We start from the raw sequence: 12,636 nt of genomic DNA, 5'->3' as shown, positions 1-12,636 counted from the left end.
TCACCTCACCATTCGATGTCGGCGATGGGCGTGGGATGCGGATTGAAGGTCATGTCGGTCACCGTGCCCGAACGAAATCGGATCAGCCGGTCGGCCATGGGGGCGAGCGCGGAGTTGTGCGTGATGAGCACCACGGTGATGCCGTCCCTGCGGCAGGTGTCCTGCAGGAGCTGAAGGATCTGCTTGCCGGTGGCGTAGTCGAGCGCGCCGGTCGGCTCGTCGCACAGCAGCAGTTTGGGGTTCTTGGCGAGCGCGCGGGCGATGGATACGCGCTGCTGTTCTCCGCCGGACAGTTGCGCGGGGAAGTTCATCATGCGATGTTCGAGTCCGACCTTGGCGAGCGTCTGCGCGGGGTCGAAGGCGCGCTCGCAGATCTGGGAGGCGAGCTCCACGTTTTCGAGCGCGGTGAGGTTGGGGACGAGGTTGTAGAACTGGAACACGAATCCGACGTCGAAGCGTCGGTAGTCCACGAGTTCGTTCTCGGTGCATGTGGTGATGTCGCGTCCGTCCACGGTCACTGTGCCGGACGTGGCGCGATCCATGCCGCCGAGGATGTTCAGTGCCGTGGTCTTGCCGGCGCCGGATGCGCCGAGCACCACGGCCAGCTCTCCCTTCTCCACGACGAACGACGCCTTGTCGAGCGCGAGGATCGCCGTGTCGCCGGCACCGTATTGCTTGGTCACGTCGCTGAATTCGATGTACGCCATCACACACCTCCCGAGGCTCGTCACTGAACATCATGTTGTGTTATACAATCACTGTATCGGCAACGTTGACGGCCATCGCTCAACACGTCAGGCACATGATGTTGAGTGATGGTCCGGCAAACGGTTGGGGCTGAACCGATCGGCGTCGATGCACAACACGCGACACGCTCCCGACGTCGTGGGCGTATGGCCGGTTCATCGATGCCGACGACGCGTATCGGATAGCGAACAGGAGGCGGCGATCATGAACAAACAGCCACAGGTGACCGAACGGACCAAGGCTATGCTGTGCAAGGCGTTCTGGTCGATGTACCGCACCAGGCCGATCGAGAAGATCACGGTACGTGAGATCACGGAGAAGGCAGGCTACAACCGCGGTACGTTCTATCTGTATTACCGTGATGTGCGCGACATGTTCTCGCAGATCGAGGAGAGTCTGCTGGACATGATCGACGATCTGGTGGCCGACATGCTCGTGGACGACGATCGCATCGACATCGAGTCGAACATGGGGGTGATCCTCAAGGCGGCGAAGTCGCATTCCGCCTACATGTCGGTGCTGCTCGGCGACAGGGGTGATCCCACGTTCGTCACCCGGTTCAAGGAGATCATCTGGCCGCTTGTGGATCGGTATCTCGGCATCACGAAGTCGCCCGACATGAGCGACGACGAGCGCCGTCTGCTCAAGGAGTTCTACCTGTCCGGATTGGTGGCCTCCGTGACCACATGGCTGTCGATGAGCAACAGGATGCCGATCGACAGGTTCATCGCCTTCATCCTCGGCAGTGTATTCACCAATCTTCCCCGGGCATGACCGGGAACCGGGAGCAATGACGACAAGGACGACAGCAAGGAGTGCGAAAAATGGGCATGACGCATGAGCGCGACGTCACCGACTGCGTAATCTTCGGCGCCGGCGAATACTACGACGAGATTCCGTACGTCCCCCATGGGGCGTACGTGGTGGCCGCCGACGGTGGGCTCGACCATACGCGCGCCTACGGCATCGACACCGACGCCATCATCGGTGACTTCGATTCGGTGGCCGACGATTTCTCCGCGTACATCGGGCTGAGGAACATCACCCGCCTGCCTAGTGAGAAGGACGAGACCGACATGCTTTCGGCGGTGAAGATCGGCTGGGCTCAGGGAGCACGCCGATTCCATATCTACGGAGGCCTCGGCGGGCGTCTCGATCACACGATCGCGAACATGCAGATGCTCGCCCGCATGGCCTATCACAGCGGTATCGGGTTCCTGCACGGCAATGGGTTCGTCGCCACGTCGATCGCCGACGCCACGCTAAGCTTTCCCGGCTGGGACGCGCCGGAGCGCCGCATGGTCTCGGTGTTCGCGCACTCCGACCGCGCCCGGCACGTAAGCATCCAAGGGCTCAAGTACGAGGTGAGCGATGTGGAGCTGCGCAACACGCGGGCGCTCGGCGTGAGCAACGAGTTTCTGCCGGACCGTCCGGCAACGATCTCAGTCGGCGACGGCACGCTGAGCATTACCTTCGACTCCGCGGCTCCGGCACCCGTATGGCGCACCACGCGCGAACCGGAGGGTCCCGACGCCCTGGGCGAGCTCGACACCGAGATCTCGGCACTGCTGGCCCGTCGATAGAAGCGGGGGCGATGCCGCGGACCGTTCCGCTTCTACAGCAATGCGGTCTCCCATTCGTTCTGCCGGAAGCCGACGAGAACGGTGCCGGGAGCGCCGCTGTCGTCGGCGATGATGAGCAGGGGGCGCTTGACGAGCATGCCGTCGGTGGCGAGCAGGGCGATGGCGTCCTCGTCGCTCATGGCGGAGAGCCTGTCCTTGAGGCCCATGGAGCGGTAGAGCTGTCCGGAGGTGTTGAAGAAGCGGCGGATGGGCAGGCCGCTGACGGCGTGCCATTGCGTGAGTTCGGCGACGGTGGGGTTGTCGGTGCGGATGTCTCGCTCCGTGTAGGCGATGCCATGCTCGGTCATCCATGTGCGCGCCTTGGCGCAGGTGGAACAACGGGGATGGCAGAGAAACAGCGGTTGGGTCATGATGGGATCCTTGTCTGTCGTTGTCGGGTTGGTGAATGGGTGTGGCCGGCTCCGTCCCGTCGCGGCACGGCCGGCACGGCGCGGCTTTGTCAAAGGAACGGGACCGATGAAAAAGGCCTCTTCCCCGGTCGCCCGGAGGAAGAGGCCTCTGTTGACTAATCAGTAACGATCAGCGTCTCGCTATACTCACTCGGAGATCTCGGCGAAGTACAGCAGGGTACGGATCATGTTGGAGGTGAAGCCGTACTCGTTGTCGTAGAAGGTGACCGTACGAGCCAGGGTCACGCCGTCAACGGTGTTGACGTCGGTCTGGGTCGGGTCGAACACGCCACCGTGGGTGTCGCCGATGATGTCGGAGGACACGATGCCGTCACCGTTGTAGCCGAAGTACTCGGTGTTGGAGAAGGCTTCCTTGAAGGCGGCGTTGATCTCGTCGGCGGTGGCCGGCTTCTCGAGCACGGAGGTCAGCTCGGTGACGGAGCCGTCCGGGACCTGGATGCGCTGGGCGTGGCCCTGCAGCTTGCCGTTGACCTCGGGCACGACCTTGCCGATGGCCTTGGCGGCACCGGTGGAGTGGGCGATGGTGTTGATGCCGGCGGCGCGCAGGTTGCGGCCGGTCTTGGCGCCGCGCGGGCCGTCGAGGATCATCTGGGTGCCGGTGTAGGCGTGGATGGTGGTCATGAAGCCGGCCTTGATGCCCCACTTCTCCTGCAGCAGCTTCACCATGGCGGCCATGGAGTTGGTGGTGCAGGAACCGGCGGACACGATCACGTCGGTGGGCTTGAGGATCTCGTGGTTCACACCGAAGACGACGGTCGGAGTGGTGTCGTCCTTGGCCGGAGCGGAGATGAGGACCTTCTTGGCACCGGCGTTGATGTGGGCCTGGGACTTCTCAGCGGAGGTGTAGAAGCCAGTGCACTCGAGCACGTACTCGACACCGTCGTTCTTGACCCACGGGATGTTGTTAGCATCCTTCTCGGCGTACACGGTGTACTCCTTGCCGTCCACCACGATGGAGGTGTCGGTGGAGGTGACCTCGACCGGCGTGCCGTCGTCGTGACGGAAGGTGCCGTGGGTGCTGTCATACTTCAGCAGGTAGGCCAGGGTGGCGGGAGTGGTCAGATCGTTGATGGCGGCGACTTCAATATCGCTGGCCTGGCCACCGCGAGCCTGAAGCTCGAAGATGCGGCGGAAAGCAAGACGACCGATGCGGCCAAAGCCGTTGATACCAATCTTTACTGTCATTTATTATCTCCTGAATGGAAGTGGCGGGGGCGCATGAGGCGAACGCCCTTGTGAGCGTTCGCACACCTCTGCCTGCTGTTGCCAACGTCCCCCATACTACTTGGTTATCTGTACTTTTTGGGGGTTTCAGCTGAAAGTTTGTCCATTTGTCGTCGACGTGTCGTCTGTCGTCCAGACCGACGGACGGAACGGCAAACGATCGACGTCATGTTCCCTATCGCGCACTCAGTCGCGCAGCGCCTTCACGAAGCGCATCACATCGGCGGGTTTCATGCCCGGCAGATAGCTCTGCACCACGGCGAGCGCGATCTGCACGAGCTTGGCGGAATCGGGGTAGCAGATGTACACGCCCTGCTCCTGCGGCTGGAACTTCTTCTTGAAGCGGAACAGCGAATGGAATCCGTACACGGGCTCGATGATGTCGGCCACGGCCATGAGCACATGCTGCAGGAACTCGACGCCGGCGCTCTGATTCTCGAGCTCCATCACGCTGATGCCGGCGAGTGGGGCGGCGGACAGGCTCATGAACTCGGCGCCCTCCTCCTTGAGCCGTTCGGCCATGCGGGCGATGAGGAACTCCATCACGCCGTTGGCGCTGTCGGGGCGGTGCCGCATGAAGTCGAGCGTCCATCCGACGATCCGGCCATCGCGCCAGGTGGGCAGCCAGCTGGTCACTGCCTGCACGGTTCCGTCGGCGTCCACGGCGCACAGCAGTCGCACGCGCGGGTCGAGCAGCTCCTCCACGCCGCCGAGGGTGAACTTCATCTCGGGCAGCGACTTCTCCTCGGCCCACTGTTCGGAGATGTCCATGATCTGGGACTGCACGCTCAGCGGGGCCTGCTCGAACGTGGTGAGCACGTCGGTGACGCCGTCGCGCTTCGCCTTGTTGATGGCGGTGCGCACGTCCTGCCACTTCTTGCCACGGGTCTGCCACTGCGCGGGCAACACCACCATCTCGGTGCCGACGTCCAGAGACTGCCATCCGAGCGAGGCGAGCAGATCCCGCTGTTCGGCGTGCACGCTGTAGAACACCGGCGTCCACGACTGTTCGGCACAGTAGGCGATGAAGTCCCTGAAGTCCTGCTCCCATTCGGCGCGGTCGCCGAACGGTCCGGTGACGGTCAGGGCGATGCCATGCTCCACGCGATAGGCGATCACCGACCGGCCGGACGGCGAGAACCAGTAGCGGTTGCCGTCCCAGGTTCCCATGAACGACATGGATTCGCCATCGATCTCCACGAGCTTCGAGGCCCTGGCCTGCGCCTCGTGACCCTCCAGAGCGGAGTCGGTGAAGCACCAGAGCGCGGCGAGAACAGCCACGATCCAGAACACCGGCCCGACGCCCTGATAAACCACGGATGCGATGGTGTGCGTCCGAGGCAGGAAGTCCGGCGTGACCTCGTTGAGGAATCCGATGGGCAGGAACCGGCGGGGAAGCTCCTCGACCAGCAGTCCCACGCCCGGACGGATGGTGAACTCGTTCGGCCGGGTCAGTCCGACGATCATATATGCCGCGCAGAGCGCGAGGAGGACGCCGATCGAGCCGCCCAGGGCCATCGTCAGCCGCCGCGCGCTGGTGCGCAGACGGAAGCATCGCATGGACATGCCCACGGCAACGACGAATACGATCGGCAGCAGGGCAGTGAACAGCGCAGAGCGCCATGCGCCGTGAGTGATCAGGGCGCGCATGCCGTCCGGCGACTGCGCGAGCGGGAATACGAGATAGTAGATCATGGCCAGCGCCGCGGTGCCGATGTTGGCAATGATGCTGGTCCACGCGGCGAGTCGGCGCCCCTTGAACAGGCCCCAGGAGACGACCAGCATGAACGCGCACGGCAGCAGGGAGACGATGATGCCGCCCGGCATGGAAAGCCGCTGCAGACGATACTGCACGAAGCAGTCCATGGAGTTGGCTCCATTGAGACACTGCTGCAGGCGGGTGTTGTCGAGCGAGTTCGGCCCGAGCAGCAGGCCGAGCGTGGAGAGCGGACCGTGGTGGATCGGCGACGACATGGCCACCAAGGGTCCAAGCGCGAACACCGCGGAGACGATGCCCAGCATGCGGCGCGTCTCGAACACGGTGCCGTGGTTCCACTGCATGTGCTCCTCGTCGCGTTGCGCCATGAGATAGCCGAGCAGGTGGCCGAACAGCGCGGCCGCGAGAATGCAGTAGTCTCCGGGCTCGCCGCGGTAGAGCACGAGCGCGGCCACGATCGCATAGCCGACCACGCGGATGCGGTGACGCCACAGCAGCGAGGTGAATGCGCTCGCCGCCATAAGGGGGCCTACGGCCACGGCGAGCGGGCCGAGCACAGTGCCCAGCTGCGCCATGGACTGCCATGCCGCGCTATGCCCGTTCACCGCGACGGATACGCCCATGCCCGCCGCGATGCCGCCGATCGAGCAGATCAGCGCGATCCACGCGGTCTTTGCAGCCCCGAACCGGGATTCGGCCACCGATCCGGCCGCCAGCAGGGCGGGAATGTCAAGCAGCAGTCGCAGCGGGTGCATGACGAGCAGCAGGGCGAACGGCACCACGACCAGCAGGCCCTGGCCGAGCTTGTCGTAGCTGATACGCGCCAGCTGCGGTGGGAACACGCCGTTCGTGACCGCCGCCCATACGACGAAGGCCAGATTGAGTGCCAGAACACCGGCGGCGAACGACACGGTGAGCGGATGGGACCGCACCCATCCGGTCACGTCCCGCATCACCGGGCCGAGCGAGCGGGACAGGCTCCGATCCGTTCCGCCCGTTTTCGGATTCCCCCGCTTTCCCGGTCCTTCCGTCCGTTTCGGCTCGTTGGGTCTGGTCGGTTCGTCCGTTCTGGAATTGACTGCCGCGGTATCGCTCATCGTTCCTCCTCCCGTGAGATCGTCGCCACATCAAGCGGCCGTATGTTGTTGAAGTCCTGCAATGGTCGGGCCTCGCCGCCAAGGCCCAGTTGCGCGCCGAGGCGATCGACGCTCGCCCGCAACGCGGACTGCACGGTATGCCAGTCGTGTCCGGTGCCGGTCACCACGAACGTGGTCACGTCCATGCCGATGCCCTGGGCCACGCCGGCCACCTGGGTGATGTTCGACACGGATTCGTCGTCCAGCTCGCCGGCTGACATGATCAGCGTCTGGCTCGAATGCCCGCGGGCACGCATGATGTCGATCGGTACGTGCCGGCGGTAGGCCTGCTCGTCGCCGTTGAAGAACGTGCGGATCATCGACTGCTCACTGCCGTTGTGCGGACCGAGTTCGGCGCCCACGGTGAACATGTGGCCGTACAGGTCGGGATGCGACGGTCCGAGTTGGATCGTGCAGGTGCCGCCCTGTGAGAATCCGCCGATGGCCCAGTGGTCGGCGTCGGTCTCGACGGGCAGGGTGCTCGTAATCCAGTTGGTGACGTCACGGGTGAGATAGGTCTCCGCATTGCCGTACTTGCTCGAGTCCACACACAGCGTGTTATGGAAGGCATTGCCGAGCTGGTCCGGAGAGACGACGATGGGGGCGAGCCCATGATGGGCCGCCGCATAGTCGTCGAAGATCTCCTTGAGGTGTCCGGCGAGGAATGCCCTGTCGGGGCTGCCGGGCTGTCCGGCCATCATGATGAACACCGGCAGTTCCGGCGGGTTGTCGACCAATGCGGCGGGCGGCAGGTACACGACGGCGGCACGGGCGCGGAATCCCGACTCGGTGGCCGGAATGAACACCGAGGCCACCATGCCGTGTTTTGGCGCCTGGGGCGCGCTCCCCCGTTCCGCGGCCGCGTTCCACTGTTCGACCGTGGTCGTGGCGCGGTGGATCGTCGCGGGGTCGAATTCACGGAACGTCGAAATGCCGAGCACGCTGCCCACTGTGGGATACTCCCCGTACACGCCGTTGACGTTCATGACGCAGGACAGCACGGCGAATGGTATGAGCGTGGCGGCCAGCACACGACGGCGGCCGCGAAACAGCATGACGGCCGCGACGAGAGCGCCGACGATCGCGCATCCGAGGCCGATGACGAGATCGACCTTGATGCCAAGCTCCACTCCGAACACCAGCAGACGATCCAACAGGAACGCGATGCCGAAGCCGCCGACGAATCCAAGCACCACACCCGCCGGCATCCACCATGCCCGATGGCCGGCGAGCGCGAACGGACCACCGATCGCGAACGACCGTCGTCTCGCCTCCCCGTTCTGTTTCGATTCGTCATCGTCGCCCGATGCGTCGTTGCCGGCTGTGGCGCCGAACGACAGCACGAGCAATACGATCATGCCGATGCATACCAGTACGAATAGTCCGACCGGCAGCCATCCCGAGTCGATGCGGATGCGCAACAGCTCACGAACCCACCTCGAACGCACGCCGGATCACCTCCCGTTTCGTCACGCGCATGCCCTATATCGTCGATATGGATTTTCCAACCCAGAAACGATAGGCCCGGCACGGCATCATAGTCATCATCCTCAGGATTGATTTGACCGACGCAACGCCGGCATGGCGTACGACATGGCGCAGTTGACCGTTGCGGGTATTACTGAAGGCATGTCAAAGAAAGCAAAGAACGCCAAAGGCAAGGGATCCACACCCGCCACGCTGCAGCTGGAGAACGCGGGAGTGGCGTTCACCCTGCACGAGTACGAACATTCCAACGATCATATGGACGACGGCTATGGCGTGGAGGCCGCCACGAAGCTCGGCTACGACCAGCATCAGGTGTACAAGACGCTGCTGGCCGACACCGGCGACGAGCTGGTGACCGCCGTGGTGCCGGTGAGCGGCCATCTGGACATGAAGGCGCTGGCCGCGGCTGTGGGCGCGAAGAAGGCACAGATGGCCGATCCGAAGAAGGCCATGCGGCAGACCGGTTACGTGGTGGGTGGCATTTCACCGCTCGGTCAGAAAACGCATCATCGCACGGTGATCGACGAGGGAGCGCTTGCCTTCGACGAGATGCTGGTCTCCGGAGGCAAGCGTGGACTGAGCATCGGTGTGGCTCCGAAGGATCTGATCGCCGTGCTGGGCGCCGTCACCGCGCCGATCGCCACGTGGTGAGATTCGATCGTCACGTGACGAGACTCGGTCTCAGGACAGGTCGACGGGGATGCAGTGGTCGGAATCGTAGCCGTTGGCCGAGCACCAGCTGGCGGCGTCGTCCGTTGAGGAGAATGATTCGCCGGACAGGGTGACGTAGTATTCGCTCGGCCCCTTCTTGGTGTACGTGGGATAGTCGTTCGACCAGATCAGCAGGGCGTTCGGGTAACGGCTCTTGAATCCGAGATATTCCGCCCAGATGTTCTGATACGACCAGACCTTGCCTTCCGCATCGAGGTTGAGCCGCTTGCTCGACAGCTGCGTGGTGTACGTGTAGTAGAAGCCGGACGCCGCGGACTTGTCGTGGTCGATCTGGTTTTCCAGAGCCTGTTGCGCCGCGGATTCACGGTCGTCGTTATTCATGGCATTGGCACCGGCCATCACGCCGCTAGCGGGCGAGGACGGCGAGCCGTCGGCCGCGGTGGCCGTGCTCACGGTCACGGTCAGGTCGGTGGCGTCGATCTGCTCGGGCACTCGCCAGTACTGGTTCGAGGCGAAGGCGAGACGGGCCTGCGCCGCCGACGAGGAGATGTCCACGGGGTCGGATGAGAAATCGAACACGGCGGATGCCACCAGCCCGTCGGAGTCGGAGAGCTTGATCTCGGTGTTATTCGCGCCGAAGACGTCCTTGGATGACCCCGAGCAGGACGAGGAGAAGTGCACGGCGGCAACCAAGTAGTCGTTCATCGTGTCGATCGTGGCGACGGTCGCCTTGGGGGCAGTGCTGCAGGTCGACGATCCTCCAGCTGAAGAGGCGGACGACGAAGACGATCCCTGTTGTTCGGATGCGGTCGAACCAGCCGTGCCGTTAGTTGAATTGCCCTTGCCGCCGAACAGGGCCACGGCGGCGAAGATCACCACCACGATCAGAGCGGCGATCAGAGCGATCGTCAGCGCAGGCATCTTGTTCTTCGCCGCAGTGCCGGCAACCATGCCCGGCTGTCCGCCTACCGCACCGGGCTGGGCCACCGTCACCGCCGGAGCCGCGGCGCCGGGAATTCGGGCACCACATCCACTGCAGAACACCTCATCGGGGTCGAGGGCACGACCGCAGACCGGACAGGTACTCGACATGCCGGCGGCGGCTCCTGTTCCGACCCCACCTTCCACGGAATTCACCGGATTCATGACCGGGGTGGCGCCCTGAGCCGAGTCCGAGGAAGCCTTGGGAGCCGGATTAGATACGGGTTCCGGCTCGTTCTTCTTCGGCGCCTCTATCGGGGCACCGCAGTTGGGACAGAACACGTCATTGTCTTCGCAGGCAACTCCACATTGATCGCACTTCATCGCCTCTCCAATCCCTCAACGACAATCGCTGGACATTGTAGAACGAAAGGCGAACGACATGGACGGATGTCCGTTCAATGAGCGCGACGCAGTTCGGCCGGCAGCACGAAGTGCATCTTCTCCTTGGTGGTGGTCACGTACGACACGTCCTCGTACCCCATGGATTTCAGCGCCGTCACCACACCGGAGACCAGCGCCTCAGGCACGGACGCACCGGAGGTCACGCCCACCGAGGAGGCGTGTTCGAACCATGCCGGGTCGAGCTCGCTCGCATCATCCACACGCCAGGCGCGTCCACGGCCCGCGAGCGCCTGTTCCGCCACCTCCATGAGCCGCACCGAGTTCGACGAATTCGCCGAACCAACCACGACCACGCAGTCGGACTTCTCGGCCACGGATTTGACGGCGGTCTGCCTGTTCTGTGTGGCGTAGCAGATGTCGGAGCTCGGCGGCTCGATGATCCAGGGGAATCGCGCCTTGAGCGCTTCGATCACCGCACGGGTTTCGTCGATCGACAGCGTGGTCTGGGACAGGTAGATGAGCTTCGAGTCGGGCGGAAAGTCGAGCCCGTTCACGTCGTCGGCATGCTCGATCAAATGGACATGTTCCGGGGACTCCCCCACCACGCCCACGGCCTCGTCGTGGCCGCGATGCCCGATGTAGACGATCTCGTAGCCGTCTTTGACGTAGCGCAGCACCTCGCGATGCACTTTGCTGACCAGCGGGCATGTGGCGTCCACCACGTGCATGCCACGCCGAGAGGCCTCGTGCTGGATGGCCGGGGATACGCCGTGAGCGGAGAACACGACGGGGATGCCGGCGGCCACGGCCTCGTCGGGGATCTCGTCGAGCTCCTCCACGAACACCGCGCCCTGGGCGGCGAGGTCTCCCACCACGTGGCGATTGTGCACGATCTGACGTCGCACGTATACGGGGGGAAGACCCTGCGGGCGTTCGGTGGCATCGCTTTTGGCCGCCTTGAGAATCGTCTCGACGGTCTGGATGGCGCGGTCGACTCCGGCGCAGAAGCCGCGCGGATCCGCCAGTACAATGCCCTTGCCCATGAATACAGCCTTTCCTATCGTTGCCGTGCGAACTGCAACCCATGGTAAGGCATCGCGGCGAAGAGGAAGAGCGGCGTGATGTGTGATTCACCGTTGGAACATCAGGTCCGGCATGGTTCCGGACCGAAGGGGTACACTTATGAGAGCGGTAACATTTCGGTTATCGCAACGACCAATCGACATGCGTTCGCATGGACGTTCACTATGGGAGTGATGGATATGGCAATCAAGAACCTGCCGCCGCGCACCGGTCAGCAGTACTCGATCTCATACGGCGACTACGAGGCCGTGATCACCGAACTTGGCTCCACGATGCGCAAGATTACCTACAAGGGCAAGAACGTGATCGTGCCGCTCGGCCCCGACGATCCGATCACCTGCTGCCAGGGTCAGCTGCTCATCCCGTTCCCCAACCGCATCAAGGACGGCAAGTACACGTTCGAGGGCAAGACCTACGAGCTGCCCATCGACGAGCATGACCGCAACAACGCCATTCACGGCTACGGCTACCGTTCCTTCTGGAACCTCGAGACGCTCACCGAGTCCTCCGTCACGCAGACGTGGCGCGTGCCGAACATGAACGGCTACCCGTTCGACCTGCTGGTCACCTGCACGCATGAGCTGGACGAGGACGGCATGCACGTCACCGTGAGCGCCTACAACAACGGCGACATCAACGCCCCGTGGGCGATGGCCATCCACCCGTGGCTCGACAACGGCTTCAACGGCTACGGCGATGAGATCGACGGCGCCAACGCGCAGTGCCATCTGACCGTGCCCGGCGACACGCACGTGACCGTGGACGAGAACCTGATCCCCACCGGTACCGAATCCGTGGACGGCACCAAGTACGATCTGCGCCAGGGTCCGCTGCTGGTGGACCAGCCGTTCGACGACGCCTGGACCGATCTGCATCATGACGCCGACGGCACCGTGACCGCCACGTTCACGCGCCCCGACGGCCTGACCGTCAAGGTGGGCGGCGACGAGACCATCACCTCGTTCCAGGTGTGCACCGGCACCGGCTTCCCCGCGTTCATGCACCCGGCCGGCACCGCGGTGGAGCCGCAGACCGCGTACGCGAACACCTTCAACACCGGCATTGATCTGGTGAGCATCAAGCCCGGCGAGACGTTCACGAGCAAGCTGTTCATCAGCGCAAGCCTGTGACATCACGGGCGGCCGGCGTGCACCGCATCCGTCGAGCCCGTTGCCGAATGACCGGAGAAT

11 protein-coding genes are annotated in these 12,636 nt (G+C 63.7%); 4 read left to right on the top strand and 7 right to left on the bottom strand.

From position 1 onward, the window contains the following. Positions 1 to 5: 5 nt before the first annotated feature. On the bottom strand, positions 6 to 707 hold the full coding sequence (locus Tam10B_RS11165) for an ABC transporter ATP-binding protein (protein ID WP_093961311.1): 702 nt from the start codon (positions 705 to 707) through the stop codon (positions 6 to 8). Positions 708 to 951: 244 nt separating this feature from the next. On the opposite strand from Tam10B_RS11165, the gene Tam10B_RS11160 reads away from it, so the two are divergent. Next, positions 952 to 1,521, top strand: a complete 570-nt coding sequence (locus Tam10B_RS11160) for a TetR/AcrR family transcriptional regulator (protein ID WP_093961310.1) — start codon at positions 952 to 954, stop codon at positions 1,519 to 1,521. Positions 1,522 to 1,577: 56 nt separating this feature from the next. After that, positions 1,578 to 2,330: a thiamine diphosphokinase gene (locus tag Tam10B_RS11155; RefSeq protein ID WP_093961434.1), complete on the top strand. Its 753-nt coding sequence runs from the start codon at positions 1,578 to 1,580 to the stop codon at positions 2,328 to 2,330. A gap of 32 nt (positions 2,331 to 2,362) precedes the next feature. Here Tam10B_RS11155 and Tam10B_RS11150 read toward each other — a convergent pair whose 3' ends face one another. The 4 genes from Tam10B_RS11150 to Tam10B_RS11135 form a co-directional block, all read right to left on the bottom strand. Then, positions 2,363 to 2,740: an arsenate reductase family protein gene (locus Tam10B_RS11150; protein ID WP_093961309.1), complete on the bottom strand. Its 378-nt coding sequence runs from the start codon at positions 2,738 to 2,740 to the stop codon at positions 2,363 to 2,365. Between the two features lie 186 nt (positions 2,741 to 2,926). Continuing rightward, positions 2,927 to 3,985 (bottom strand): type I glyceraldehyde-3-phosphate dehydrogenase, encoded by a 1,059-nt coding sequence (gene gap, locus Tam10B_RS11145; RefSeq protein ID WP_093961308.1) that lies wholly within the window; start codon positions 3,983 to 3,985, stop codon positions 2,927 to 2,929. A gap of 225 nt (positions 3,986 to 4,210) precedes the next feature. Beyond that, entirely contained in the window at positions 4,211 to 6,838 is a 2,628-nt protein-coding gene (locus Tam10B_RS11140) for a phosphatidylglycerol lysyltransferase domain-containing protein (protein WP_233133706.1), read from the bottom strand. Next, positions 6,835 to 8,325, bottom strand: coding sequence for an alpha/beta hydrolase (locus Tam10B_RS11135; protein WP_093961306.1), 1,491 nt, complete (start codon positions 8,323 to 8,325; stop codon positions 6,835 to 6,837). Before Tam10B_RS11135 ends, Tam10B_RS11140 begins: the two co-directional genes overlap by 4 nt. A gap of 181 nt (positions 8,326 to 8,506) precedes the next feature. On the opposite strand from Tam10B_RS11135, the gene ybaK reads away from it, so the two are divergent. Beyond that, positions 8,507 to 9,016 carry a Cys-tRNA(Pro) deacylase gene (gene ybaK / locus Tam10B_RS11130; protein WP_093961305.1) on the top strand — a complete coding sequence of 170 codons (510 nt, stop codon included), beginning with the start codon at positions 8,507 to 8,509 and terminating at the stop codon, positions 9,014 to 9,016. 30 nt (positions 9,017 to 9,046) lie between these two features. Here ybaK and Tam10B_RS11125 read toward each other — a convergent pair whose 3' ends face one another. Then, the gene (locus Tam10B_RS11125; RefSeq protein WP_093961304.1) at positions 9,047 to 10,342 is read right to left on the bottom strand and encodes a double zinc ribbon domain-containing protein; all 1,296 of its coding nucleotides are present in this window, start codon (positions 10,340 to 10,342) and stop codon (positions 9,047 to 9,049) included. 74 nt (positions 10,343 to 10,416) lie between these two features. Then, entirely contained in the window at positions 10,417 to 11,406 is a 990-nt protein-coding gene (locus Tam10B_RS11120; RefSeq protein ID WP_093961303.1) for a 4-hydroxy-3-methylbut-2-enyl diphosphate reductase, read from the bottom strand. Positions 11,407 to 11,625: 219 nt separating this feature from the next. Between Tam10B_RS11120 and Tam10B_RS11115 the strand changes: the two genes are divergently transcribed. Beyond that, the gene (locus Tam10B_RS11115; RefSeq protein ID WP_093961433.1) at positions 11,626 to 12,576 is read left to right on the top strand and encodes an aldose 1-epimerase family protein; all 951 of its coding nucleotides are present in this window, start codon (positions 11,626 to 11,628) and stop codon (positions 12,574 to 12,576) included. The last annotated feature ends 60 nt before the right edge of the window (positions 12,577 to 12,636 follow it).

The sequence above is a fragment of the Bifidobacterium vansinderenii genome (assembly GCF_002234915.1).
Classification (GTDB): domain Bacteria; phylum Actinomycetota; class Actinomycetes; order Actinomycetales; family Bifidobacteriaceae; genus Galliscardovia; species Galliscardovia vansinderenii.
This window is presented reverse-complemented; position numbering and strand designations above follow the sequence as displayed.

Bases quoted from the DNA above. Each gene is read 5' to 3' on its own strand.
- Tam10B_RS11150 (WP_093961309.1), bottom strand. From the start codon at position 2,740: ATGACCCAACCGCTGTTTCTCTGCCATCCCCGTTGTTCCACCTGCGCC.
- Tam10B_RS11125 (WP_093961304.1), bottom strand. From the start codon at position 10,342: ATGAAGTGCGATCAATGTGGAGTTGCCTGCGAAGACAATGACGTGTTC.
- Tam10B_RS11155 (WP_093961434.1), top strand. From the start codon at position 1,578: ATGACGCATGAGCGCGACGTCACCGACTGCGTAATCTTCGGCGCCGGC.
- Tam10B_RS11160 (WP_093961310.1), top strand. From the start codon at position 952: ATGAACAAACAGCCACAGGTGACCGAACGGACCAAGGCTATGCTGTGC.
- Tam10B_RS11115 (WP_093961433.1), top strand. From the start codon at position 11,626: ATGGCAATCAAGAACCTGCCGCCGCGCACCGGTCAGCAGTACTCGATC.
- Tam10B_RS11120 (WP_093961303.1), bottom strand. From the start codon at position 11,406: ATGGGCAAGGGCATTGTACTGGCGGATCCGCGCGGCTTCTGCGCCGGA.
- Tam10B_RS11165 (WP_093961311.1), bottom strand. From the start codon at position 707: ATGGCGTACATCGAATTCAGCGACGTGACCAAGCAATACGGTGCCGGC.
- gap (WP_093961308.1), bottom strand. From the start codon at position 3,985: ATGACAGTAAAGATTGGTATCAACGGCTTTGGCCGCATCGGTCGTCTT.
- Tam10B_RS11140 (WP_233133706.1), bottom strand. From the start codon at position 6,838: ATGAGCGATACCGCGGCAGTCAATTCCAGAACGGACGAACCGACCAGA.
- ybaK (WP_093961305.1), top strand. From the start codon at position 8,507: ATGTCAAAGAAAGCAAAGAACGCCAAAGGCAAGGGATCCACACCCGCC.